The sequence below is a fragment of the Candidatus Synchoanobacter obligatus genome, assembly GCF_024259865.1.
Taxonomy (GTDB): domain Bacteria; phylum Pseudomonadota; class Gammaproteobacteria; order Comchoanobacterales; family Comchoanobacteraceae; genus Synchoanobacter; species Synchoanobacter obligatus.
In genome coordinates, this window is sequence record NZ_JAKUDN010000002.1 from 237355 (window position 1) to 263012 (window position 25658).

At 44.8% G+C, this 25658-nt stretch carries 25 protein-coding genes; 13 read left to right on the forward strand and 12 right to left on the reverse strand.

The genetic code is table 11. From position 1 onward, the window contains the following. Nucleotides 1-85 precede the first annotated feature (85 nt). From MKS91_RS02915 to MKS91_RS02965, 11 genes are all read left to right on the forward strand, one after another. The gene (locus MKS91_RS02915; protein ID WP_258569344.1) at nucleotides 86-853 is read left to right on the forward strand and encodes an ABC transporter permease; all 768 of its coding nucleotides are present in this window, start codon (nucleotides 86-88) and stop codon (nucleotides 851-853) included. After that, nucleotides 840-1838: an SAM-dependent methyltransferase gene (locus MKS91_RS02920; protein WP_258569345.1), complete on the forward strand. Its 999-nt coding sequence runs from the start codon at nucleotides 840-842 to the stop codon at nucleotides 1836-1838. Before MKS91_RS02915 ends, MKS91_RS02920 begins: the two co-directional genes overlap by 14 nt. Before the next feature lie 32 nt (nucleotides 1839-1870). Next, nucleotides 1871-2395, forward strand: coding sequence for a YqgE/AlgH family protein (locus MKS91_RS02925; protein WP_258569346.1), 525 nt, complete (start codon nucleotides 1871-1873; stop codon nucleotides 2393-2395). Next, complete coding sequence (gene ruvX, locus MKS91_RS02930) at nucleotides 2392-2808, forward strand: Holliday junction resolvase RuvX (protein ID WP_258569783.1); 417 nt, start codon at nucleotides 2392-2394, stop codon at nucleotides 2806-2808. The genes MKS91_RS02925 and ruvX overlap by 4 nt, the downstream gene beginning before the upstream one ends. 136 nt (nucleotides 2809-2944) lie before the next feature. Continuing rightward, nucleotides 2945-4267 carry a chromosomal replication initiator protein DnaA gene (gene dnaA, locus MKS91_RS02935; protein ID WP_258569347.1) on the forward strand — a complete coding sequence of 441 codons (1323 nt, stop codon included), beginning with the start codon at nucleotides 2945-2947 and terminating at the stop codon, nucleotides 4265-4267. Nucleotides 4268-4277: 10 nt separating this feature from the next. Continuing rightward, nucleotides 4278-5411 (forward strand): DNA polymerase III subunit beta, encoded by a 1134-nt coding sequence (gene dnaN / locus MKS91_RS02940; RefSeq protein WP_258569348.1) that lies wholly within the window; start codon nucleotides 4278-4280, stop codon nucleotides 5409-5411. Next, entirely contained in the window at nucleotides 5411-6442 is a 1032-nt protein-coding gene (recF, locus tag MKS91_RS02945; protein ID WP_258569349.1) for a DNA replication/repair protein RecF, read from the forward strand. The genes dnaN and recF overlap by 1 nt, the downstream gene beginning before the upstream one ends. A 180-nt stretch (nucleotides 6443-6622) precedes the next feature. After that, a complete protein-coding gene (locus tag MKS91_RS02950) occupies nucleotides 6623-6808 on the forward strand; it encodes a hypothetical protein (protein WP_258569350.1) in 186 nt (61 codons plus the stop codon). A 92-nt stretch (nucleotides 6809-6900) separates the two neighbouring features. Further along, on the forward strand, nucleotides 6901-9327 hold the full coding sequence (gyrB, locus tag MKS91_RS02955; RefSeq protein ID WP_258569351.1) for a DNA topoisomerase (ATP-hydrolyzing) subunit B: 2427 nt from the start codon (nucleotides 6901-6903) through the stop codon (nucleotides 9325-9327). 2 nt (nucleotides 9328-9329) lie between these two features. Next, nucleotides 9330-10073, forward strand: coding sequence for a YaaA family protein (locus MKS91_RS02960; RefSeq protein WP_258569352.1), 744 nt, complete (start codon nucleotides 9330-9332; stop codon nucleotides 10071-10073). Continuing rightward, complete coding sequence (locus MKS91_RS02965; protein WP_258569353.1) at nucleotides 10018-11052, forward strand: hypothetical protein; 1035 nt, start codon at nucleotides 10018-10020, stop codon at nucleotides 11050-11052. Before MKS91_RS02960 ends, MKS91_RS02965 begins: the two co-directional genes overlap by 56 nt. On the opposite strand, the gene MKS91_RS02970 is transcribed toward MKS91_RS02965, so the two are convergent. Together MKS91_RS02970 and priA are read right to left on the reverse strand one after the other, a co-directional pair. Continuing rightward, nucleotides 11043-11831, reverse strand: coding sequence for a hypothetical protein (locus MKS91_RS02970; protein WP_258569354.1), 789 nt, complete (start codon nucleotides 11829-11831; stop codon nucleotides 11043-11045). The genes MKS91_RS02965 and MKS91_RS02970 overlap by 10 nt on opposite strands. A gap of 45 nt (nucleotides 11832-11876) precedes the next feature. Beyond that, nucleotides 11877-13955 (reverse strand): replication restart helicase PriA, encoded by a 2079-nt coding sequence (gene priA / locus MKS91_RS02975; RefSeq protein ID WP_258569355.1) that lies wholly within the window; start codon nucleotides 13953-13955, stop codon nucleotides 11877-11879. Between the two features lie 276 nt (nucleotides 13956-14231). On the opposite strand from priA, the gene MKS91_RS02980 reads away from it, so the two are divergent. Next, the gene (locus MKS91_RS02980) at nucleotides 14232-14900 is read left to right on the forward strand and encodes a hypothetical protein (RefSeq protein ID WP_258569356.1); all 669 of its coding nucleotides are present in this window, start codon (nucleotides 14232-14234) and stop codon (nucleotides 14898-14900) included. 8 nt (nucleotides 14901-14908) lie between these two features. On the opposite strand, the gene MKS91_RS02985 is transcribed toward MKS91_RS02980, so the two are convergent. Together MKS91_RS02985 and MKS91_RS02990 are read right to left on the reverse strand one after the other, a co-directional pair. Further along, on the reverse strand, nucleotides 14909-16381 hold the full coding sequence (locus MKS91_RS02985; RefSeq protein WP_258569357.1) for an ABC transporter substrate-binding protein: 1473 nt from the start codon (nucleotides 16379-16381) through the stop codon (nucleotides 14909-14911). Next, on the reverse strand, nucleotides 16371-17588 hold the full coding sequence (locus MKS91_RS02990; RefSeq protein ID WP_258569358.1) for an ATP-binding cassette domain-containing protein: 1218 nt from the start codon (nucleotides 17586-17588) through the stop codon (nucleotides 16371-16373). Before MKS91_RS02990 ends, MKS91_RS02985 begins: the two co-directional genes overlap by 11 nt. 216 nt (nucleotides 17589-17804) lie before the next feature. Here MKS91_RS02990 and MKS91_RS02995 point away from each other — a divergent pair, with 216 nt between their 5' ends. Further along, a complete protein-coding gene (locus MKS91_RS02995; protein ID WP_258569359.1) occupies nucleotides 17805-18104 on the forward strand; it encodes a hypothetical protein in 300 nt (99 codons plus the stop codon). A 10-nt stretch (nucleotides 18105-18114) separates the two neighbouring features. Here MKS91_RS02995 and MKS91_RS03000 read toward each other — a convergent pair whose 3' ends face one another. The 8 genes from MKS91_RS03000 to MKS91_RS03035 all read right to left on the reverse strand — a co-directional run bounded on the left by MKS91_RS03000 (nucleotide 18115) and on the right by MKS91_RS03035 (nucleotide 25649). Then, on the reverse strand, nucleotides 18115-18936 hold the full coding sequence (locus tag MKS91_RS03000) for an ABC transporter permease subunit (protein WP_258569360.1): 822 nt from the start codon (nucleotides 18934-18936) through the stop codon (nucleotides 18115-18117). Between the two features lie 113 nt (nucleotides 18937-19049). Continuing rightward, a complete protein-coding gene (locus MKS91_RS03005) occupies nucleotides 19050-19934 on the reverse strand; it encodes an ABC transporter permease (RefSeq protein ID WP_258569361.1) in 885 nt (294 codons plus the stop codon). Beyond that, on the reverse strand, nucleotides 19904-21220 hold the full coding sequence (locus MKS91_RS03010) for an MFS transporter (protein WP_258569362.1): 1317 nt from the start codon (nucleotides 21218-21220) through the stop codon (nucleotides 19904-19906). The genes MKS91_RS03005 and MKS91_RS03010 overlap by 31 nt, the downstream gene beginning before the upstream one ends. 143 nt (nucleotides 21221-21363) lie before the next feature. Beyond that, nucleotides 21364-22110 (reverse strand): hypothetical protein, encoded by a 747-nt coding sequence (locus MKS91_RS03015; RefSeq protein ID WP_258569363.1) that lies wholly within the window; start codon nucleotides 22108-22110, stop codon nucleotides 21364-21366. 29 nt (nucleotides 22111-22139) lie between these two features. Then, nucleotides 22140-22892 carry a hypothetical protein gene (locus MKS91_RS03020; protein WP_258569364.1) on the reverse strand — a complete coding sequence of 251 codons (753 nt, stop codon included), beginning with the start codon at nucleotides 22890-22892 and terminating at the stop codon, nucleotides 22140-22142. Between the two features lie 118 nt (nucleotides 22893-23010). Further along, nucleotides 23011-24012: a hypothetical protein gene (locus MKS91_RS03025; RefSeq protein WP_258569365.1), complete on the reverse strand. Its 1002-nt coding sequence runs from the start codon at nucleotides 24010-24012 to the stop codon at nucleotides 23011-23013. 128 nt (nucleotides 24013-24140) lie between these two features. Continuing rightward, on the reverse strand, nucleotides 24141-24875 hold the full coding sequence (locus tag MKS91_RS03030) for a hypothetical protein (protein WP_258569366.1): 735 nt from the start codon (nucleotides 24873-24875) through the stop codon (nucleotides 24141-24143). 15 nt (nucleotides 24876-24890) lie between these two features. Continuing rightward, on the reverse strand, nucleotides 24891-25649 hold the full coding sequence (locus MKS91_RS03035) for a hypothetical protein (protein WP_258569367.1): 759 nt from the start codon (nucleotides 25647-25649) through the stop codon (nucleotides 24891-24893). Nucleotides 25650-25658 lie beyond the last annotated feature (9 nt).

Sequence of the window (25658 nt, forward strand, 5' to 3'; positions counted from 1 at the left end):
GCCAGGATTGCAAGCATTTCAGGTTTTTTCTTGGGATATGGGCTTAAACGTGCTTATAATAAATTGATTTGAAAAGGAGGCGCATGTGGGTTATTGGCTGGTCTCAACGGGAACGTTGATGAAGAGGGAGATAAATCGAGTGATACGCTTGTGGCGGCAAACGGTCTTCCCCTCAATTGTGACAACGGTGTTATATTTCGCTATTTTCGGTTTTGTTCTAGGAGAACGGGTTGGCGCTGTAGATGGTGTGCCATATGCGGGTTTTGTCTCTCCCGGCTTGGTGATGTTGGCATTGGTTGTAAATAGTTATTCGAATACAGCGTTTTCAGTCTTTATTGAAAAGTTCCATCGGTCGTTTGACGAGCTGCTGTGCTCTCCCTTGAATGATCACCAAATCATTGCCGGATTCGTTGTTGGCGGTATTTATCGAGGGATGTTGTGTGCATTGGTGGTGTGGCTAACCACCTATTTTTTGGTTGGGTATTATCTCACCTACCCCGTCTTGTTTGTGGGAGCTTGCTTGCTTTCCTCTATTTTGTTTTCATTGCTTGGTCTTGTGAATGCCTTGCTAGCCTCGTCGTTTGATGATTTAAACATTATGACAACACTGCTGTTGAGTCCTTTAATCATGCTGGGAGGGGTGTTTTATTCGGTGAACATGCTGCCAGATTTTTGGCAAAGCGTTGCGTGGTTAAATCCGTTGTTGTACGTTGGGAATTTGTTTCGATATTGTATGATTGGTGTTGCGAACATAAGCCCGCTGTTAGTAACAGAGGTGTTGTTGGCTATGTCAATGGTAGTTTATTTATTTGCTGTTTGGTTAATGTCCAAGACAACTTATGTTAGACAGTAAGGCGCATCATATTTTGGGTCAGTCTATGGCTGTGGGAGAGCGGATAAACTTTTCCCAGTATATGTCTTTGGCCTTGTATCATCCAAATAAGGGCTACTACATGCGTCATGGCTCTGTTTTTGGGCAGCAGGGGGATTTTGTCACAGCGCCTTTGCTCTCCCCTATTTTGTCAAAAGCGATTGTTGCCTGGTTATGTGAACAAGGTGTTGATGACGTGCTTGAGTTGGGCCCAGGTAGTGGTGTTTTGGCCAATCAGATTTTAGAGCAGATGCCAGGGCTGAGGCGTTATTGCTTATGTGACATGAATCCAGGCCCTTCAAAAGACCTGGTTGGTGATCCTAGGGCTGTTTGGGTGGATCAGGTCCCACAGGGATTTTCGGGTGCCGTTATTGCCAATGAGTGGCTGGATGCTTTGCCGTTTCATCGATATTGCTGGGATATTGATCAAGGCTTGCAAGAGTTTTTGGTCAAGCGTGAGAGGGCTGGTTACCAATTGGTTTTAGAGCCTGCGGTTGTGACGCCTGAGATTAAAGCGTTGATAGAGCAGTTTTCGCCATCTTGGCCGAGTCCATATGTTTTTGAGTATGCGAGCGGCTATGGCCAGGCTCTTGGGCAGATGACAAGGTCTGAGGGGCCTTGGTTGCTGCTTGATTACGGTTATGAGCGAGAGGAGTATTATCATCCTGACCGTATGCTAGGGACGCTGTTGTGTATTGAGAACCATCAAGTTGTGCCGTTTTCATTGGCAAAGACGGGGGTTCAAGACTTAACCTGTGCGGTTGAATGGACTTTGGTTGAAGAGTGTGCAGCCAAAGCAGGATACCAGTTGGCTCAGTTTGGCACGCAGGCTGATTTTATAATGGCGCATCTTGGTAGTCTGCCATTGACAGCAAGAGACAAAAAATTATTATTGCCTTTTGAAATGGGGCAGTATATTAAAGTGGCGGCTTTTGATCCCAAATGCTCAGCGCAAACATCTACTTGAAATCGTGACGAAATAAGTGTAATATGGTCGCTATGGAAAATATATACTTATTAGAAGGCTCGTACTTGGTCGCATCACCAAGCATTACGCAAGATGGTTTGCGTGGTGCGCTGGTCTATTTGTACCAAGTTGACCGCGAAACGGTTTCAGGGGTTATTATCAATAAGCCCTGCCCTGAAGAAAAAACGGTTGGGGATTATTTGGCGTATCCTAAGTATTTGCAAAACCGTATTGTATGGCAGGGCGGGCCTAATGCGGTAGAGCGCTTAATTGCGTTTTCTCACTTAATAAATGGAGAGCTGCACATCACGGATCGTTTGTCAAAGTTGACAGAATCCCAGCTGAAGCAGTGTATGTTTATTTCTGGGCAATGCATATGGGAAGTTTCCGCACTGATGTCTCAAATTCGTTCAGGCGACTGGCTCTTGGTTGGGTCAAACTATGTTCTGCCGTCGGGCGTTCCGGCAGAAAGCCGCATTCCTTATGTTTTAAAGAACGCGGGCATTGATTTTTATCGCTTGGTGTCTCAGCCCGCAGCAGAAGTGACTTGGCAGTGATTTGTTTGGGCATTGATTTTGGGACGACATCATGGGGCTTTGGCGCTGGAGACACGATAACGATGACGACCCAAGCACTTTGTGCCGTGAAGGCCGACCAGGGCAGCCCAAGCTGGCAGGAAATTGATCGTTTGGTGTCTCAGTGGATGCCTGAAACAATTGTTCTGGGCTATCCTTTAAAGGCTGACGGTAGTCGATTTAAGCTAACGGATTTGGTGGATCGTGCTGCGCAGGAATTAAGGCAGCGCTACCCAAAAATAGCGGTTGTGTTGGCAGACGAGCGTTTAACCACGGTTGAAGCAAGAGATAACTTGTTTACAGATAAGGGCTTTAAGGGCCTTGAAAAGGGACGTATCGATGCCGAGAGTGCTCGGTTGATTTTGCACCATTGGTTTGAAGCGTCTCAGATTTAATGATCGCTGTGGGCTCTTAAGGTGATGATAAACTTGTTTAAATGATAATATAAGTTAATTGGTCGTGCCCTACTCTGGTATATTTTTTTGGTACTGCTAGAATTAATCACGGTCTTAATCAATAGTCAGCAATTTTATGGTATGTGAACAATTATGGGGTTTTTCTCAAACTTATTTTCAGTCCGTTTTGGGTGAAGATGAGTATGAAACCCATATTCGGCCTATCCAGTCTAGGGTGACGGATGAGGGCTGTTTAGAGTTGGTGTTTCCGAACCGTTATATGAAGCACTCGTTCACGACCAAGTATATTGGTATGTTAAAAGAAGAGGTGTTGGCCAATCAGCCGCAATTTCAGTCTTTGTCATTACGGTTGGTGCTGGAAGAGGATGCTGAATCCCCAGAGATTGAGGAGCCTGTTGTTCCGGCTGCTGAAACTGAAGCCAGCTCTCTAAACCCGAACTTTGTCTTTGAGTCATTGGTTGTTGGGCGTGGTAATGAGCTCGGTCATGCAGCAGCAAGGCAGGTTTCTGAAAATCCGGGAGTGGTGTATAACCCTCTGGTAATCTATGGTGATGTTGGGCTTGGAAAAACCCATTTGATGCAGGCAATTGGTCATTATATTCAGCAAGAAGATCCTCAGCAGCGGGTTTGTTATGTTCACTCTGAGCAGTTTGTCTCAGAGATGATTCGGGCCTTGCAAAAAAACACCATGGAGGCTTTTAAGAACCAGTATAGAAATTGTGTACTATTGTTGGATGACATTCAGTTTTTTGTTAAAAAGATTCGCTCTCAAGAAGAGCTGTTTCATACCATGAATAGCTTGTTAGATGCTGGGCAGCAGATCATTGCAACCAGTGATCGCTTTCCGAAAGAATTGGAAGGCTTAGAAAGTCGGTTGAAGTCACGTTTTAGCTGGGGTTTAACGGTGGGTATTGATCCACCTGAGCTGGAAACTAGGGTGGCGATTTTGTTAAGTAAGGCGAAGATGTCAGGGGTTCGGTTGCCGGAAGATGTGGCCTTTTTTATTGCAGATCGGATACAGTCGAATGTACGTGAGCTAGAGGGGGCGTTGAAGCGTTTGATTGCCAATGCTTCTTTTTTGGGGCAGCCTATTACTTTAGAGTTTACGAAGCAGGCGCTTAGAGATATGATTGATGTTGAGGAGCGCTCGGTTAATGTCGATAGTGTTTTAAAGGCGATTGCACATTATTATAAATTAAGCATTTCTGAGATAACTGGGACGAGCCGAAAGCGTACAGTTGCTAGGCCTCGGCAATTGGCAATGTATTTGGCGAAAACCTGTTCAGATTTGAGCTTAAGTCAAATTGGTAGGCTGTTCGGCGGCAGAGATCACACAACAATTATGCACGGGTGTAAAAAAATCGTGCAATTACTAAAAGAAGACCCGGTGTTAAAATCGGATTATGAAAATTTATTGAGAATTTTATTAAATCATTAGGAGTATAGTCATGCAAGAAACGTCGACAAAAGCAGTTTGTCTGATGCATATTAATGCCAGTGAGTTATTACATGCTTTAAAGCAAGTGTCTGGCGCAGTCGAGCAATCACAGGTCATGCAGATCCTGTCGCATGTTTTATTGTCCTCAAGCGGCTCCAGCCTCTCTGTGCTGGCATCTAACTCAGAAGTTGAGGTAGAGACTGAAGCAAACCTAATATCGCCAACAGAGCGCCCATTTGCGATCACGGTCTCTTGTAAGAAGCTGTTGGATATTTGTCGTGCTTTGCCAGAAAGTGCCGTCATCGAGTTTCACGAGTCTTCTGAGTGGCTCGTCGTTAAAAGCACCGATGCTCAGTTTAGAATGGCAACTTTGCCGGCAGACTCCTTCCCTCGCCTTCCCGCGTTAAAAGAAGGCTCAAGTGTGAGAATGACAGAAAAGTCCTTAAAAGAAAACATAGAATCTTCTTCTTTTTCAATGGCTTACCAGGACGCTAGGTTCTTTTTGAATGGGATGCTGTTTTCCTGTAATGAGGGCAAAGTATGTTGTGTTGCGACGGATGGTCATCGCTTGTCATGGAGTCGGGTCGAGACAGATCAAGAGCCTTTAAAGCCAATACAAGCAATCTTGCCTAGAAAAACAGTCTTGGAGTTGGCAAAGCTTTTGAGGCCATTGGATGAGCCTCTAGAGATTGTCGTCTCAGAGCAAGCGGTAGAGGTTCGGGCTGCACATTTTTCATTGAAGTCAAACTTGATTGAAGGCCAGTATCCAAAGTATCAAAAGCTGATCCCCTCCTCTATTTCAGATGTGGCGGTTGTGGACAGAAAAGCATTGAAGCATGCCTTAGATAAAGTGGCAATTTTGGCCAATGAAAAGTTTAAAGGAGCGCGCTTCTTTTTTGAGAATAACGCCCTTAAAATTGTGAGTAGCAACTTTGATCAAGAAGAGGCCGTATCCATGATACCTGTCTCATACCTAGGTAAGTCTCGCTCTGTTGCATTCAATATTAACTACGTATTAGAAGTATTAAATGTTATCCCTGAAGAGTTTTGCAAGTTCCAGTTTTCTGACACCATGCAAGGTGTTCTTGTTGAGGCGCCTGAGGGTGATTTTGCATCATATGTTATTATGCCGCTCACCCTTTAATGCTCAAAAGACTGCAGATTTCAGACTTTCGTTCTGTCAATATTGATATACGTCCATCCCCTACTTTAAACTATATTGTAGGGGGTAACGGCAGCGGTAAAAGCTCGATATTGGAAGCTCTCCACTACCTTTCTTTTGCGCGTTCTTTTCGTGCAAGCTCTGCAGACAAAATGATTAAAAAAGGGGCGTCTGGTTTTATTATACGTGCTGAAATTGAAAAAGATGGAATGCTGCATCAAATAGCAATCCAAAGAAAAAAATCCATCACTCAAGTGCTTCACCAGGGCAACAAGTCCTCTTTTTCTAAGATTGCTGCAATATTCCCATCTTTGTTTGTAGACAGCCATAGCTACCGATGCTACTTTTCCCAGCCTCAGTTTCGCCGCAGGCTTTTAGACTGGCTCGTGTTCCACGTGAAACCCTGCTATATGGCCTCTGTAAGGCGCTACATGGGTGCCTTGAGACACCGGAACGCCGGACTGAAGGTTGACGGAGGCCTGGCTCCCTGGGAGCGCCTAATGGCCTCGGAGGCAAGTGAGATTTTAATGTGCCGAAAAGCGGTCTATTCGCAGATGGATTCTTTGGGCATTGTTGCTCAATTTCCGTTTATGGCTAATGTTGGTTTGCAGTATACTGAAGGCTTCTCTTCAAGCATAGGATTCATGGCCGCTCTCGATGCCGTGCGCTATAAAGACAAAGCGCTCGGCCGAACAACCATAGGGCCTCACGTCGCTGATTGGGTATTGAAAAGCGAGGGTGAACACTTGCCGGATATTCTGTCTCAAGGTCAGCTTAAATCAGCCTATTTGTCGTTAATTATATTACACCAGATGCGCATGTTAAAATCTGGCATTCAGCCATGTGTTTTGATTGATGATTTGCTGGCAGAGCTGGACAATACCAACAGCAGAGAAATACTCAACCAGTTGCTGTTGTCTGATGGGCAATATTTTGTGAGCAGCATCAGTATGCCTGATTTTGCGGTTCTTCCAAGGGGTGAGGTGTTTCACGTGGATCGTATTATCTTATAGGGTTGGTTTTTAAGGTCTTATTTTATTCTGACTTCATGTGATTCTGTTTGTGTAATATAATTACTGAGGGTTTTTATGAAAAAAGCGATACTGTTGATGCAGGGGCTTTTATTCAGGCGTAGCGCAAGGTGATGTACATACAGTGACGCGCTTTCCGCATCCGCCCCCCTGAGTATTTGGTTGATGTTCGTAGATTACGCCAAGCTATTTTCTTGGGAGTCTGGAGTGTTGAAGCAGGCGGCCTTTAAAGGGAGTGAGTCGGTAAATTTGGCAGTGGCCAGCCCAAACTTATGCCAGGAACTGGGGCTTAGGGCGGGTTTAGGAGCGCGAGGTTTTGCGTTGACAACAAAGGCAGAGCCTTGTTAATGTATTTGTATGTGCTGGATGCAGATCTTATTTGGAGAGCCGGCGGTTTTATGGTATAGTTGTGGCTATATATACAACAAGCAGGAGATTGAATGTCAGCACATGAGGACCAAACATCACAGCAGACCTATAGTTCTGGCGACATTAAAGTATTGAGAGGGCTTGATCCTGTAAGGAAACGTCCTGGGATGTACATTGGTGACACAGACGATGAGCAGGGCTCAGGGCTGCACCATATGATTAATGAAGTGGTTCACAATGCTGTTGATGAAGCGTTGGCCGGTCACTGTTCAGAAATTTTGGTAGAGCTGTGTTCTGATGGCTCGGTGCGGGTTAAAGATGATGGTCGGGGTATTCCGATTGATATGCACTCTGAGGAAAAAGTGCCGGCTGCAGAATTGATTATGACGGTTCTTCATGCAGGGGGTAAGTTTAACAATAATGCGTATAAGGTGTCAGGGGGCCTGCATGGTGTGGGTGTCTCGGTGGTTAATGCATTGTCAGATTGGTTGGATTTGATTGTTCATCGTGATGGTGTTCGGTATCAGCAGCGTTTTGAGAATGGCGAGCCAAGCAAGCCTGAGATCACGAAGCTCACTGAAAATGTTGAGCAAACGGGCACAGAGGTGCGCTTTCATCCAAGTGCGGAGATCTTTTCTCATATTAATTTCTTCCGTTCCACGGTGGTCAAAGGTCTGAGAGAGCTGGCATTCCTGAACAAAGGGATTAATATTAAGCTTTTGGACAGTAGAGATCAGGATGATTTGTTAGAAGATGTCTATCATTACAAGGGTGGGGTAGCAGAGTTTGTAGAGTTCTTGAATGAGAGCAAAACGCCCTTGCATGAAAAGATTGTGTATGTTGAAGGAGAGAGCCAAGGGGTTGGGTTTGAGTTGTCTATGCAGTGGACAACAGCGTATCAGGAGCATATTTTTTGTTATACCAATAATATTCCTCAGCAAGATGGGGGAACGCACTTGGCGGCGCTTAAGACAGCGTTAACACGAACCATTAATAAATACCAGGTTGACCATAAAAAGAAAGCGTCTATTTTGGGCGATGATGTCCGAGAAGGTTTGACTGCTGTGTTGTCGATTAAGATGTCAGATCCGAAGTTTTCATCTCAAACAAAGGGAAAATTGGTGTCATCTGAGGTTAAGAAGGTCATTGAGGCAGAGGTTTGTGATCAGCTAATGGATTTCTTGCAAGAGAATCCAAAGATTGCTGATGCTGTTTTGCAAAAGATTCATGAGGCAGCGCGTGCGCGCGATGCTGCAAGAAAGGCTAGGGAAATGACCCGAAAGGCAGAAGGGGTCAATCTGGATGCCGCATTGTCCTCTAAGCTTGCAGGTTGTCAGTGGAAAGATCCATCGATGATTGAGGTATGTATTGTTGAGGGGGATTCTGCAGGAGGCTCAGCCAAACAGGGAAGGGATAGGCGTTTTCAAGCAATTTTGCCATTAAGGGGTAAGATCTTGAATGTTGAAAAAGCCCGTTATGACAAAATGTTAGGCTCGGAGCAGATTGCAACATTGATCACAGCGCTGGGCTGTGGTATTGGCAAAAGCGACTATAATCCAGATAAGCTAAGATACCATCGGGTGATTATCATGACCGATGCAGATGTGGATGGTGCGCATATTAGTACATTACTGCTTACCTTCTTTTATCGACAGATGCCAGAGCTTGTCGAGCGGGGGCATATTTATATTGCCAATCCACCATTGTATAAAGTCAAGAAAGGTAAGTCGGAGCTTTATTTGAAAGATGATGATGAGTTCTATGATTACTTGTTGGGCGAGATTGAAGGTTTTTGTGCACTTAAAAGTCAGCAGGGTGTGGTCTCTGAGCAGCTGCTTCGTGAGTTAATTATGGGGTATTATTCTGCTGAGAAAGCTGCAGAACATATGCGGCAAAAAGTGCCACCTATTTTTTATCAGGTATTGATGCAAACCTCCCCATTAACAGAAKTGGTGTTGCAAGATACTGCAGAACAAAAACGTTTTATGGCAAGCTTTCAGCAGCAGGCTGAGCGTTTGAAGCATCCGGTCTATTCATTTGATATCCGTCTTGAGGAGTCCGTCATAAAGGTCGACATGAAGAGTGTTAGCGGGGCTGAGAAGACGATCACACTTGATGAAGGGTTTATGCTGTCCTCAACGTATCAGAAAGCTGTTAAGGTGTCTGAAAAGGTGAGTGAGGTTTGTGAAGCTGATTTGCGGGTTATGGTTGGGGAAGAGGCGCATGATGTAGCAAATCTTGAGGCAGCTATTGCGTTATTAATGGCACAAGCCAAAAAAGGCATTGCAGTCACGCGCTTTAAAGGGCTTGGTGAAATGGATGCTGAACAGCTGTGGGAAACCACGATGGACCCAGAGGTTAGGACGTTGACTCAGGTAACGGTTGAAGACACGATTGAGGCAGATAGGCTGTTCTCTATGTTGATGGGGGATGTTGTTGAGCCACGTAAAGAGTTCATCACCTCACATGCCATGATGGCGGATAACATTGATGTTTAAGCATGATCATTATTTCTCCTGCTAAGAGGCAAAATGTTCCTGAAAAAAATAGGTCTCAGGGCCAGCCGGTCGGGCTGGCTCAGGCCAAAGATTTATTGGCTGACATCTCAGCGCTAGATCGGGAAACATTAACAAAGATATTGGCAGTTAGTCAGGATATTGGCCAAAAGTCTTGGGAAGATTTTCAAACCCTTCAGCAAAAAGGCATGCAAGCGTCCGAGGCTGTTGCAGCGATTGATTTGTATCAGGGGGATGTTTTTAAGTTCTTAGATGTATCCAGTTTAAATGATCATGATTTGCTTTTTATGCAAGAGCATTTGAGAATTGTGTCTGCTTTTTATGGGTGGTTAAAACCTTTGGATGGCATATGGCCATACCGTTTAGAAATGACCAGTCGTCTGCCTGGCTATAGAGGTTTGGCAGGATTTTGGCAGGAAGCCATCAGCCTTGAGCTATCAAAAAACAAGCCAGATTTTATATTTAACTTGGCCTCTCAGGCATATGCGCAAGCGGTTGTGAAACCGGAAGGCAGTATTTGGGTAGATGTTGTCTTTCAAGATAAAGATCGGCACGGAAAGTTTAAAGTGGTTGCGGTGAAAGCCAAGCGTATGCGCGGAAAGATACTGCGGTATATGCTGACCAATCGTATTGAACATCCTGAAGGCTTGTTGGCATATCAAGAAGACGGCTATGTATTCAATGAACACCTCTCTTCACCAAACCAGTTGGTCTATCAGGCACAATAGTACCATTCTTGCTATCGGTGTTTGCTTCCAGTTGGGGCTCATGTATGGCAACGCTATTGGGATAGCGGTAGCGCTATACGGACTGTCTCGCCATTCCCATAACCTACGTCAGCAATTTTTGGGGTTGTCATTATCAGTCACCTTGCCACTTTTATTATACTGCCCATTATATTACAGCGTTTTGGTACAAGAGCAAGGCAATGCTTTTTGGTATGTGGCAGGGCTTGGAGGAGGGTATGCTCTTGCCTGGTGTTGTTACATAGGTGGATATGTCTATTTCAGATCACGGCAAGACAACTATATGTCATGTGTTTTATGGTTGTGGTTGGCGAGTTATCTTTGGGAAGCAGCGGGGGTTGGTTTTTTTCACATAACATCAATCGTGGTTTATACCCCATGGGAGCATGTCATTGCCTTTGGAGGGGAGGCCGTTAGCATGATATTTTTATGGTTACTGCATTATGTTGGGGAAGATTGGGCACAGCGGTTTTTATGTTTGATTTCATTGTTTTTAGCGTCGGGAGCCAACAGTCAGCCACCGTCTTGGCTGCAAGATGTCACGATATACCCAGAAGGGATGGGCCATGAGGTGATTATAGGGGATGCTATTGTCAGTCGACGACTTCAAACACCCCATGGCATTTGGCATGCCAGTGTGGGGATTGGGACGGTTCAGGGGATGTCAGTCAAGCGGCACTTGTTGCCAGGGATTGAGGCAGGTTATGCACCAGCAGGTCATTCAAGGCTCATGCACGTTGGGAAACATTCAGTGTTATTGCTCATTTGTCATGATGTTTTGTTCTCAGACATTTGGGACGAAGCGTCCCAAGCTGATGCGGTTGTGGTGATTAGCCATCTGGAAGACTTATTACAAACACCGATTGCGCATTATATTGAGAAGAGAGCCTCTTATATTCACGCCTATACTCAGAAGCCCGTTGTGCATGTCGATCAACATTTTCAAAAGATTTATGCCTGAGGGTCTTCTAAGATACTGTCTAGAATGGCTTGAGCAGCACCAGGATCTTTTTTAAGGATGTCGTTAGATTGTTCGAGGTTGTCAAAACAGCCCTGTATCATTTGGGTATCCCACTCTAGCAAATAGATGTCACTCTTTGGCTGAAAGGATAACAGCATCAGTTTGGTTCCTATATCACTGCCTATGTTGGAGACAATCATGTCAAGGTGCTTTGGTGTTTTTTCAAGGTATATGAGAAACTCTGCAATAAATTCCATGTCACGATGGGAGAGCGTTTGTGGTTTGAGTATGTCTTTGGGTTTTGATGACAAATTCAGCGCCAGTGTCGTGAACATTGGGGACAATAACTCAATATTGACGGTGGCCCCTTTGTCAATGATGTGGGAGAGGATGTCTTCTATGGGGCCGGTATCAGGAGGGTACAAGAAGTCAATTAAAGCATCTGGAAAGTGTTCTTTGGTTGCTTTTAAGCAGAGTGTATCGATTTTTTTGATTAAGCTTTCAGCTTGCTCGAATGTGGAAACACCTAGAACATCTATGAAGGCATCAAAGCTGGGTTCATATTCAGGATTGAGGGCTTTTAATTTTTTGGTTCTTTCTAGCATATAGGGTGTTGCCAATAAGATGGTCCAGCGAATGGTTGTTTGAGTCCAAATATTTAAGGTGCTATAGCTTAGCTGGCTATAGTCAATTGTCTGGACGCCGGTTTCTTGAAAGACCATGTTTGCAAGTTGGTGAGTGCCTGCTCTTTTTAAGAAACTGTTTGCGATAAACTTCATGCCATCCCTAGTGTCAGATAGTTTATTATAACGAATATTTTAGGTTTAGGGGGATAAATGTGAGTCTATTTGTCCCGTCAGGGTTGCCGTTTTAGGAAGTTGTGGCGATAACGCCTTGAGAATCTGCAGGTAGCATTGCCCTCGAGCGGTACGGCATTCGCTGGATATCATGACTTTATAGCAAACATGGGTTTTCTTTTTCCCAGCAGGATAGGGAACGGGCCCGATGATTTGGCACAGGTCATATTGGGAAAGCCGCATATGGTTTAAATATTTAAGCTTGGCTTCTGGGCCATGAATAAAGATACATGCCATATATTGATAAGGTGGAAGCATAAACTCTTGTCGTTTGTGTAGCAAGTAGTCATACATGGTTTTACGGTGATTAAGGTGCTCAAACAAAGGGTGTTTTGAGTGTTGTGTTTGAATATAAGTGACTCCCGGTGTCTGACGTCGGCCGCTGCGGCCAATCACCTGGGTTAGCTCAGCATAGAGCTTCTCTTCTCCACGAAAGTCTGGCGAGAACAGCATGTGATCTGCGCTCACCACAATGACCGTATTGAGGCGCTCGATATCATGGCCTTTGGTGAGCATTTGGGTGCCAACAATGATCGTTGCAGGAGCAGTATTGAGTGACTGTAAGACATTACCAGCATCTAATTTGTTCATGGCATCGGTGTCAACCCGTAGGGTAGGGTGGTTGGGCCATAAAGCTTCAGCTATTTCAACAATTTTTTGACTTCCTGCACCATATTGGCTGAGTTCTGCCTGTTGGCATGAAGGGCAGTCCGTTATTGAGGGGTGGCTGCTATCACAGTTGTGACAATGCATGCGGCCTGTTTGATGTTTGATTAAGGGGCGTTCACAAGCAGGGCAGCAGGCTTGATAGCCACAGTGATGGCATCGTAATAGCCTTGAATAGCCCCTTTTTCCGATATAGAGCATGACATGCGTGTCATTGGCTAAGGCTTGAGTAACAATCGGTATTAATCTGTTTGCAATATATTGATCTTTTTCCACCGTGACCAGTGAAATACTAGGTTTTGATGCATTATAGCGGCACAAGAGTTCATGGAGGTGATAGCGGTTTTGTTGTGCATTGTGTAAGGTTTCTAAGCTGGGGGTAGCAGAGCCTAAGATAACAGGAATGTTGAGTATGGCGGCTTTTAAAATAGCGGCATCTCTTGCTGAGAAGAAAAATGGCGTTTCTTGTCGATAAGCATCAGAGTGTTCTTCATCAACGATAATAAGCCCTAAACGGTCAATTGGGCATAGCAGGGCGCTTCTGGTTCCAATGACAACGTGTGCATCACCATGTCTTGCTTTCATCCAATAACTGGTCCGTTTTCGGGGCGGCTGTAGTGAGTGAAGTGACACCGGATCAAGCGCCAGCCTCTGAGCTATTTTTTGGTGTATTTGCGGCGTAAGTGCAATCTCAGGTACCATGATTAAACACTGCTTATGACGTTTGAGCGCCTCTTGGATAAGGTGTATATACACTTCTGTTTTACCACTTCCGGTAATCCCCCAGAGTAGATGCGGTCCTGGAGCCTGCTGTTGAATGGCATCAAATACGCTTTTTTGCGCATCAGTCAGTGTGGGTAACTCTGTATGGGTCACCGGCTTTTTTTCTCCTTTACAAGGCATTAATGATCCTTGCTGTATCAGTGTTTGTGCCATACTTGGACGTAACACCAGCTGTAAGTCAGTAAAGGTTATCGGTGTCTCTAGGGCATTGAGTGCTTTGATTTGAGCAGCGGTTTGGCCAGGATGGTGACGGCCATAATAGATTTGGTCACACGGATATTCAGGGTCCAATAACGTGCTGGGTAGGGCCGCCAATACCAATTGGTTTAGTGACACTTTATAGTATTGACTTAGACGGGTTAAAAACTGTAGGTGCTCAAGAAGCACGAGGGGGGATTGATCTAGGGTTTTGAGGACACGCTTAATCTTATCAGCGTCTAAAGAGGTATTGGGCTCAGTTCCCACCACCAGGCCTATTTTTTCAGTCTTGCCAAAGGGGACGATGACTCGATAACCAATCAGGTTTTGTGTTGCCATATGGCTTCGATAGGTGAGTGTTTGTTGACTAAAGTTTTTAATGGCAATTTGTAAATACATGTTGAAACCATTGATTGTGTATCACCTTGTCATAAAATATGAGGCTTTGCAATAAAAGAAACATCTGCCAAAAAAAAATAAGGTGCTAATATGTTATCTGGAGCTTGTTTATTTTGGTTTTGAGCTGCAATAACACCAGGATGATTCCGTAGGTTGTGAGCAGGTTGCCGCTGTGTAGCGGGGCGAAATAGGCAAGCTTCATTGTTTTACGGCTTTTTTGACATTCAACAAGATACGTGTGACTATGAGGTTGAATAATTAGTATTAAGACAAGCCATGATCACATTAGAACAGTATGCCATTAAAAGAATCCGTGAGTTATTACATACCGGTGTTAAGTTTTTACCCCTTGCCTCAGAAGCGTTGTCAGGAGATGATAGTAGTTTGCTTTTGCAACATCTGTTGTCACTACCTATGGTAGGTATTCGGAAGTTTTATAAGAAGATGTACCAAAAGGGCATTTTGGCCCATGTCATGGTTAAAAAAATACATCTTATGCTAGAAGAGTGTCCCGAAGCTATGATTCATGCAGAGCATATTTTTAGGAGTCTGCGAATCATACAAGCGCATGGTAAGGTTTTTGCCATAGCCTATGATTTTAACAAAAACGACGTTGCAAAGGAGCTGCGTCGCGTTAAATCTATGGGGGAGGGCCTGCAGGGGTTCAAAGAAGTGGATTTTGGGGCTGATGTTTCAAGTTTTTACGGCAAAGAAGGTCACAGTGTTTCTAATATATCATCGAAAAAGAGGGTGTCTGTTTTGCCTTCCCGTTTAAGAATGTCACTAGGCAATAATAAGTACTATGAATCCAGTCAGGACCAGGGTGCGTGCCGAACGCGTCATCATGGGGTAAAGAAGACTGCCGTCATCGGAAAGAAGTCCCTTAAAAATAAAAAAAGACCATACGAAAGAAATGTTCGGGCTGTCACGCCAATACTGCCATAATACATGTATTAAGAGATGTTTTCTGAATCAAGAGGCATTGGGTCTTTCCACCAGAACAGTGGATCTGGCTCAGATGTGACATGAACATTTGGTCGTATCACTACTCGATAACTGTTTGATTGAAACAGAGGGATGAGCCATTGCTGGTGGACAAGCGTTTCTATCAAGGTTTTTTCAAGATGTAACGAAGACAAGTCGGACGCATCATGACTCATTTTCTCTAATAAATGGAGGATCGGTGTTCGGTGTGCTATTGGGTCATATTGATAGCATCCGTTAGCATAAATGACCATTGGCTCTATGATGAGGTCATATTGTTGTAAGCGTTTCTGTTTTAGGTAGATGGATTTTGAGACATGGTTTAGGACCAGCTTGGCGCCAACGGTATCCAGAGATTGCTTTAGGTGGGTTAGTGCTGCATCCCAATGGTGGTGCCACAGCGTGATTGAAAAGGTCAGTGCATGGCCATTTTTATATCGAATATGATCTGGCCCTAGATGCCATCCCGCCGCTTCAAGCCTGTGATGGGTATGAACACGATGCGTGTGGGGGCTTGGTGGGTGCTTGTTGACACGGTACTGTTGGTGATACAGCCAGTTATTTAAAAACTCCAGATCAAGTAGCTCATACAGCATTTGACGAACAGCGGGATCCTGTAAAACAACAGAGTGGTCATTTAGCCATAAGGCTTGAGTATATTGGTGCTCTGAGTGTATTAAGTTATGAGTATGTGAGGGCATGCTTTGGCAGAGCCCATGCCATCTTGTGGCAGAGGTTTCAATGTAGTAGTCAATATGGCCTTGCATATAGGCCAGATGGGCATGAAAAGTACTGGGATAGTGGTGATAAGAGATGTCTTTGAAATGATACCGCTCTTTGGCGTGAGGCAGTTCAGCGCCCCAATAAGATTGTCTATGATAGTGTATTGAGGCACTGTCATGGTGAGTGATTTGGTAAGGGCCAGACCCCATAGGGAGTAATTTGAAGCCAGGATCACTGTTTACTGGCACAATAGGCATTTTGGCCAATAAAGCCAAAGTATTTTCTAAAGAGTCTTGGTAGTGAAGTATAAAAACAGTTGTTGTTTTGGGGGTAATGGACAGGGACTGAAAGAGTGTTTGGAACTGCGGATGACTGTACTGGCTTTGATATAGCTGTAATGAATTGATGACATCAGCCGTGGTCACGGGCGCTTGGTTATGGAATCTCGCCAAAGGATTTAAGTGGATTTCAAGGTCTTTTGTTGCGGTGTCTGCGATCAGCTGCTGTGCTAACAAATGGTCATAGGCTCCTGGCATGTGTTGTGCCTGTATCAGTGTTTCATATGCCAATGACAATCCTGGGTATGGTGTGCCTTCCGGTGAGAATGGATGTAGCGATGAAGGCCTGCCAATAAATGCTTGCTTAAAGTGGTTGTGCTCTTGGGCACGTAATATCCAGCAGCTTAAGAACAGTAACAGTTTGAGCCAATTATGTTTCATTAGGAATCTGCTGTATGGTGTGGCAACATTGGTTTAGGAAATGCTGTTGATGGTCGACGATAATCATCGCAACATTTTGTTCATTGAGGAACTGGCAGCATTGTTGGCTCCAGTGCATATCACCCATAGCAAAGGGCTCATCTACCAATAGCAGCTGAGGTTCTCGGCTGAGAGCACGTATTAATGCCAAGGAGGTGAGCACAGTTCTTGGCAGTTGTTGCGGCAACATGTCCTCCCATCTTGCTGGCAGCTGAAGCTTGTGACACAATGACATCAATATTTCTATATTGACTGACGGGTCTGTTTTTGTTGAACCCAAAGTGATTTTGGGATTAAAGCTTGCAGCAACGTCTTGGAAGACCATCTGAGCTTTGGGTAAGGTATCATTTGTGATGGCTTTGCCATCAATAAGAATCTCTCCTTGGTATGGAATATGCTGCATAATGGCCATTAACAGACGGGACTTCCCACAACCATTCGCTCCCATAATACCCATTTTTTGCCGCAAGTTGAGCTGAAGGTTTATGGGGTTGGGCTCGGGGCCTCGTTGTGGTCTAAGATTTCTAATGGTTAAAAAGGCTTCTGAAGAAGGGGAGTGTTTCATTATGTTAGGCGTTAGTTGACGGTTTGGTTGTAATTTAAAGTACCACTTTCCCAGACGAGGTGTTGCATCATGGCCAAACAGCAAGACAGCCATACCATTTTTACAATGCTGTAACCATTCTGTTTGAATGATGTCTTGATGTAGAGGAGACAAAGCTTCCCAAGGGCTGTCTGCAATCAACAGTTTGGGTTTAGAGGCCAGTGCCAACAAGATGGCAGCCGATTGCGCTTGACCATGGCTCAGTATGGCACATGGCTGGTGTTGCAGTAATGGTGGAATGTTTAATCTTTCAAGTATTACCACAGTATCTTTGGGGATGGGGAGGCCTAATATATCATAGAAATGTTTGGCGATACTTCTTGTTGGGTTGAGTGTGTTCCAAGCCTGTTGGGGGATGTATGAGACATCAGGGTCTTTGTGAACTTCTCCATTATAGGATTCTATCTTATCGCTAATGATGGCTTGTGCTAACAGGGTTTTTCCGCTCTGATTCGGGCCAATAACCTGTAAACATTCGCCGGCTTCAAGGCTGCATGACAAAGCCCTGGTTTGAATGGGGTCGGTTATTGAAAATTCTTTAGCATATAGTCTTATAGCAGTCAATCAGTTTGTCCTCACTTTTAGGCAGTATAGCGTATTTTTTTTTAGGTGCAATCTTGCTTATTTTTTTAAAAAAATGTTTGGGATTTTCTCGTGTGCTCATGGGGTTGATTCAAAGCTAAAAAAGCAACGTTTTTTTAAGGAAAATAAAGGTAAAAACCTATTGCAACAAGGGCCTTGCCTTGGTAAAGTTGGATCGATTATAACTAAGGAGTCAATATGACAAATAATAGTAATGGTTCAGAGCAAAGTACGCCACAGGCTCAGATCATGCCAGAGGATGCTGCTGAGCAGCAAGGCGCCCCAGCGCAGCCAGCAAGGCCACGTCGCCATGGGCTCGCTCCAAACGACCCTGTGCGGATGGTGCTTTTCGCCTCTCTCGAAGAAACGCCTTGCAAAAAGCGCAGGCCTCAACAGCAGCATGATGCTTGTCGCCCATTGAAATTCAATAAGTTTGATAGGAATAACCCAGGTCCAGGTGGTAGTGGCTTAGGTGGTGGCAGTGGACTTGTTGCATAGCACTGGTCTACTAAGGGACAGGGATGTCCTTTTCCTTTTGACGAGAAAAATAGAGTGCAAAACAACCAACCATCCCAAATCCTATTGCACATGCCGTCATCATCCAGATCGCTTGAGGATGCATTTTGGATTGCTGAATCAAGAACCCTAAAGAGGGTAAATCGGGATACATTCTAATATCAAAATACGCCAGACTCTCTATCATGGCCAAATAGTTCATCCAGGTATAGCTTATCTGACTTCGGCAAAGCGGTGATAGATGTGGCAGTATATGCTGACAATAGCGTTGCCATAGTGGCATTTTATTATGAGACGCATCTAACATGAACGGTTGATGACAGAGCTCATAGGTTTTATTACGGCACAATTGGGCATATTTTGTCCACTGTGTACAGGTAAATAAGACCATAAATAATCCGAATGAATGTTTGGGTATTAAGATAACCAGAAAGGCAAAAGGCACACTCCGACACAGTTCTTTAAGCCACATAATGGTGATGTCTACAGAGCCTCCGTAAAGCCCTGCAACTACCCCTAGAAGACTGCCAGACCAAAGGCATAGGTATGTAAGAATTAGACTGGTGAGGGAACTTAGCACTGCTGCATGAAGGGCATAGACCAGGATGTCTTGCCCGATATCGTTGGTGCCCAACCAATGACTCTTGCTTGGACTTTCCAAATGATGCGGTGTCTTATAGTCTGGGCTGAGCCCATAAGGATAGGGTGCGTTTAATACCCAAGCCTCTTTTAAGAGGATGTTGCCTTCTGGGGATTGGTAATCCATTTTAAGTGGCACATCACCACCAAAGTCCGTTTCTAGATATTGCGTCATTAGAGGACAGAACCACTGATGATTATGGACAATAAGAAGCGGCAGGTCATTACAGACAAGGGGTAGCATGCCGTAGACAAACAAGAGTATCAAAAGGGGACGAAGGTATAAAGTCACGAACCACCTATGGTCATCTTAGGAGACAGCCATTGTGCAATGACATCACCCGTCAAGTAGCACAATGATAAACACATGCAGCTTGCCATCAAGCATCCCATGATTAAGGGGTAATCATAATGCTTCAACGCGGTAAACGTTAGCCTCCCCAGTCCAGGTATTGAAAACAATACCTCAATGGTTAAGGTCCCGGCAAACAGCACTTGAGCAAAATGTTTGGGGAGTCTGACCCAAACGGGGATGAGCGCATTCTTTAAGATATAGACCGTTGCTATTTTAATCGGAGCCACACCACGCCGCCTGGCCATGTGGATATAAGGTGCATCAATAGTGGTTGATAGACAATGACTCACCAAGTTGGCCAAAGGCGCAATACGCCTTAACGCCAGAAATCCAGCACCATACAGGTAGGTGTGAGACAAAGGTTCTCGGAATAGTTGATACTGCAGGACAAAGACCAGGGTATAGATTAAACAGCTGGGCAATGCAGCCATTGCGGTGCATAGCTGGTGGATGATCTTTGCCCAAACATGACCCCGTTGCAAAAACCAGCCCAGCACAAGCCCCAAGCCATATAATGGGACAAAGGCCATTAACGTTAGTATCAGGGTAGGTCTAAGGTGTGACAGAATCAATTGGCTGACCGGCTGTTGTAAAAAGATACTATGACCCAGATGACCCTGAAGTAGTTGCATCAGAACCGTTGCCAAAGAAGGCACACTGTAGTTAAAGGGCTGTTGGAACATCGGATCAGCAGTGCTGGCCAAGGTGGCGATCGCATCCCCAGGCATGAGCATTAAAATGCTAACGTGTACCATGGCGATGCTTGCCCAAATAACGGGTAATGAGACTAGCCGTTTGAGGAGGTAGTGTCTTTCCATACCAGTTTGCAGTTTGTTTCTTTTACGTGTCTTGCCAACCAGATGCAGAGTAATAGCATGACAGGCAGAATAATATAGGCAAAGTGATAATCTCCACCGCTATAGATCGGCAGGCCATTCTCACCAACTTGTCTAAAGTTCCCTTCCCAATGAGACTGCATCATGATACCAAATATCGGCTGAAAAATTGCCCCACCAGACATGATTAAGACACCAGCCAGCGCCTCACAGGCACCAGTGATTTTGGGGGAATTGGTTTCAAAGATCACAGGATAGCTAATAATCTGTGTGCTGGTTGTGACCCCAATGATAAAGAATATTGCAGCAAGCTCAGAGGTGCTCAGAGAGGGTCTCAAGAGCAGCATAAAGGCCAGCCCAAATGATACAATGGCTCCCAAGATCATGGGAAGGCGCCTTTTACGCAGACAGTCGGAGAGGTATCCGGCCAAAGGTGACCCGACAATCGTTCCAAAAAACAGCATGGTGGTGATACGGCTTGCAACAGTAAAGTCTAAGCCGTAGACATGGTGCAAATAGCTGCTCCCCCAAGCCGCGCCAAAAACAAAAATAAACAGGTTCATCAAGCTGGTATAAAGCCCACAAATCATGTTTTGGGGGTTTTTGAATGCTTGTTTGTAGCTGTCTAAAACCGGCTCAGTATTGAGCTCAGGTGCTTTTTTCCCGGCAGGATAGTTTTCAATGGAGAAGTACATCATCACAAATAAAACCAAGCCAAGAAGGGTGTCGATCTGAAGTGCATGGCGCCAGCCAACATACTCAATTAAATGTGCCAACGGTTCTTGCGAAAGCGCGCCCCCCAGCATGGCCATGGTCACAATGGCTCCTGTTATCTGAGCCATTTTATGACTTGGAAACCAGCGTGTAGACAGCACAATACAACTTAGAAAACAAAACGCGGTTGATGCGCCACAAATGAACCGAGCCAGAGCCGCAATCCATATGCTATGTGCCACAGAAAACAGCAAGGTCGAAAACGTACAAATGAGCATGGCGACCAGAATGACCTGTCGGGTTGGAAACCTGTCTAAGAGAGCGCCGCTAAATGGTAACATGCAGACGGTGGCAAACATGTAAGTAGAGGCCAAGTAACCAATACCAACGGCATCTAAGTGGAACGCTTGTGCCACATAAGGGTTCAGCGTATTAAACATATTGAGTTGAATAAAATCATAGAAGAAAAAGAGTCCTGCAGACAAACACACAAACCATGCTTTAAAGTCAGCAGCTGTTATTTTAGAGGGGGTTAAAACATGTTCTTGTTGCATAGCGTTTTCCGTTCATCATTAATGTAGTATGCCATACAAATTTCTAACTACTAATACAGTACTCTAATATTTTTTGGAATGATCTTTATTTCAAGGGGATAAAATAACAAAGGGGCAACGCCCCTTCGTTAGACTGAATGGGGTTACTCACCATTTCTAGACAAGCCCACCAATACTGACCAATAATAAAAAGGCACATCGACATCAAAGTTAGAGGTTTTACTATCAGCGCTTTCATCACCTTTAAAGTTCCCTAGGTTCATCTGTAGTCGGGCATTGGTTGCCAAAGCCTCAGATATTGGGTTGGTGACCATCAGATATCCCCCGCCATAAAACGTTTTATTATCCTTTAGGTCTTGAGGATAATCTGTTGTATCATCTCCAAGCGTTTGCTGGATGTTTATCCACAGATATCCTAGCTGTGCCCCTGCAGAAATGTTCGGCGTGACGTGGTATGCTGCATCCAGCGTTAGGCTGCCTTTGGTTTCTGACTTTTGGGTAAGACTGTATCGCTTATGAATATGGTCCGTATGCGATGTCTCATCCAAACTGACATCGACCAGTGTATGGGCGGTAGTTGGGAAAATCGCCGCTGTTGCACCAATAGAAATTGGTTGTGACTCAAAGTCTCGTGATACTGACGCAAAAGCCCCAAATAGATTGGTGCAAGCACCAGCCAAGCCATCGGTTTTTCCGTGATCATGACCGCCGCGCGATTGTGCGGTATCTTCAAACTCTAGCTGATCGGCTTGGTGTTGGTCTTTTTCTGTCAGTTCGCTGGGTTTTCCTAAGCACAAGGTATTGGCAGACAAGCCGCCTTGTAAATTAAAGGCTTGGCTCAATAAAGGCAAAAGCACCAAGCTACGGGTTAATAAGGGTTTGATGTTCATAATGTCTCCTAAAACTGAACGGTAATGGATTACTCACTAGGGCTCATGCCAAAACTAATGCTACCAGAAAGCTGGCTACTGTCTGTCGCGGCACCAAAAACAAGTGGCGTGATAGCGTGGTTTTGGGCGGAGCTAATGATAATGCTTTGCTCAGACTCGGTGGTATCATAGCTGTGTATCGTGTATGCCAACTTTGCTGTGACTTGCACACGCTTGAAGTCTGCTTTGGTCTCTGCAACCAAGCCATACCACCAAGAGGCGTCATCAAACTCTACTGACTCAAATTTACTAGCATCTGCACCAAGATCTGTTAAAAAGATAAACTTATCAGCATTGCGACTGAAGCGTAAGCCCAGTTGCGACGCACTATTGGTTGGCGCAAACATCACATCTAGGTGAGAGGCAAGTTTTGCTTCATTGGCAACATGAGCGCTTCTATAGTAGTCATCACCACTGGTGTGACGCATAATGGCATGCGCAAAATAACGTTTATCACTGCTACTTATTTCAACGGTCCCTGCAATAGAGACATTCCCGCGATCAAATGCCTTTAGTGGATGTTCAATCTTGAGATGAGCGGTTGGTCGGGCATAGGTGCCACAGCTCACTCTAGGCGCTAAGTTTTCAGCTGCAGCATCGTCGCCATACCCACCAATAAGGTGTTTGGTATCTGCGGTACAATCACCAAGTTCGATTGAGTGGACCCCAACACCTGCTGAGACACTGATAGCAGCGGTTAGGGGAGAAAGCAGCAATACTGCAAGACTAAGACTTTTGTTCATGTCACCGGCTCCATGTGATCAAATTAAAACCATTATAGGTGCTTTTCAAAAAGGGATCAATATTCTGAGAATAAAGAAAAGGGAGCAAATAGCTCCCTTTTCTTATGTCTGAACGCTTCTATGATCTAGAAAACGAGATAGACATATTACATACTGACATGACAGCATCTGTTGAAGCTTGGAATAGCTTCATGGTGTCAGTGTCAGAATCGGTTACTGATGATGTATCAAAACTTCTGACGTAGTAACCACCACCAAGTCTTACACCAATGTTGTCATTGATCTGTGTTTGGCTAGATGCCGTTAATCCAAACCACCATACGCCTTCGTCAAACACTTCTTTGTCTTGGTCTGCAAGGCTGCCGGATGCGGCTGTTAGCACGATCGGAGCTAGATTTGTATCATCTACAACATCGTCATTATCATCATTAGCGCCATCATCGAAGGCATCTATAGTTGCTGTTACATTAACGTCTGACTCCCCAAGAGCCTTAGTGGAAGAGTCTTCCTTAGATCCTGTGTAGGTAAACTCATCTGCAGTACGGCAAATACCCAAGCCAATTGCAGCGCCATTGTCTTCATCACCAAAGGCATATTCACCCTTAAAGGTGACCGCAAACTTCTGAGAAACATCCAGGGTGTTGGCGCCAATATTGTATGTGGCGGAGTGTAATTCTATCTCTCCAGTTATGGCAGCGTTACCGTCAACTTCATCCCCAAAGAAAAATGTCTTGATTCCCCCAAGTATCGTGTCATCACCAACCTGTTGCACCACACCTGCAACAGAACCTGTGTTTAGGCCCACTCGGTTATTTTCCACGTTAGAAGCATGAATTGTATCACCTGTTTGCATGTAGGCTTCAGCTGAGATTCTAAAGTTTCTCATGTCCATACTGGCCGAGAGACTCACAAATGGTGTTCCATAAGAAACAGCGTTTGCACCATTACTTGTTCCATCAGAAGACATAAGGGTTTTGGTGGTGTCTTTCTGATCACCCAGTGTAACATGTTTTTTTCCAACGCCAGCATCAAACTTAAACTGAGACATGTCTACGGCTGCTTGGGTTAAAGGGGCTGCTAGTAGCGCAACACTTGCAAAGAGGGTTAACGATCGTTTCATTTCACGAGCTCCATGTGATAAATACAGTCATAATAACAGACTTTAATCGCTTAAGCTACGCATTTTAATTTTTTTTTCATAAAAAAAAGAGGCACAAATAGTGCCTCTGAGGAAAACAGGTTCTCTAGCTAATCGCTGGAGTCTTTATTTGGAGAGTATTTCACCAATAAAACCACCCTTTTGAGTACAGAGTCTGTGTCTGATTTGAGCGCAAATTCTGCTTYGCTGTCTTCACCTTTCGTGGTGCCCCAGGCATAAGAGCCAGTGATCTCACCTGAGATAGAATCTGATAGCTGACCACTCACCGCAGCATCGCCCCCCAAAAACCATGAGGACTGTTCAGAACCTTGAGGATCAACAGCCGCGCCGCCACCCTCAAAGTTTGCAATCAACTCGCTGCTGACTCTGTGCGCGGTAAAACCTAGACTGGCCCCAGACATTTCTCCGCCAAGGAAGAAAGAAAAAATGTTCTTGGTCTTTTGGGTGACTTTTAATGTTTCTATGTCAGAGCCACCGCTATTTGAGGAGTGACCAAACATTTGGAAAACATCTTCTGCATCACTACCAAAAAAGGCTATTGTGACGGCCCCTTTTGCGTTAAAGCCTTTAAATGGTTTTGTAGCGTCAGCGCCAAATACAAGGGCATTGTCTGCAATGGTCGCATGACTATGATCCGCGCCATTGGTTTGGACTGTGCCATTAAATATTAAAGTTTCAGAATCAGCCGTTCCATCATGGGTCCCATATTGTATTGTATAGACACTAGCACCAACCCCACCTGAAAATTTGGCATCAGTGTCTTCATCTGCCAATGTCATTGTTGAGGCAAGTAACGCTCCTAAGAAAAGTGTTTTAAATTTCATGTTAACTCTCCGTGTTTATCCGTTGTTAGGAACATAGCTTAAGCCAATATTCCCTGTGATGTATCGCATTGGTGTGGCCGCATGGAAGATGGTTGTATTGTCGGCATCATTCTTGATCGTATCGGTGTCTCTCATGCTGTATGATACATCGACGTGGGCATGGATGGCGCTGTCACCAAGTTGTGTTCCGGCTTTAACAACGAGACCAGGAACGTAGCGATTATCATCATAGGTGAAGTCTGCTGTGGTATCTGGATCGGGGCGATTGGCGCCTCTGGCAAGACCATCGCCATCAGCACCATCATCGTAGAACATTTGGAGTTCATCTCTGATGACAGTGAATCTGATTCCTGCAGCAAAGTCGCCCATGTTATAGAGCCCGTCTATGAAGAACTTAGCCTTAGGTTCAATGCTAAATCCGATGATGTCTGTCTCTCCGTCGTTGGCGTCGGCGTCTGCAACACTTTGAGCCAGCACAACCTTGTCTGATTTGCTAACAGCAGCACCTATTCGGGCACTAAACTTGCCTTCTCCAAAAGCTTTTTCTACGGTGGCACCAATGGTTGGTAGGGTATAGGTGGCTGTTTTAACCGATCCTGTCTCGGGCTTTTTCGCTGTTCCACCTAAGATGTTGGTTTCGGATCCACCACTTTCACCAAAGCTTTGTACAAAAGTTCCTACTTGGAGTGACGCTTTGATGCCATCTGTTACGGCGGCACCTGCAAGAGGCGATAAGAGTAATATGCTTGCGCATAAGGATAATGATTTGTTCATTCACTGCTC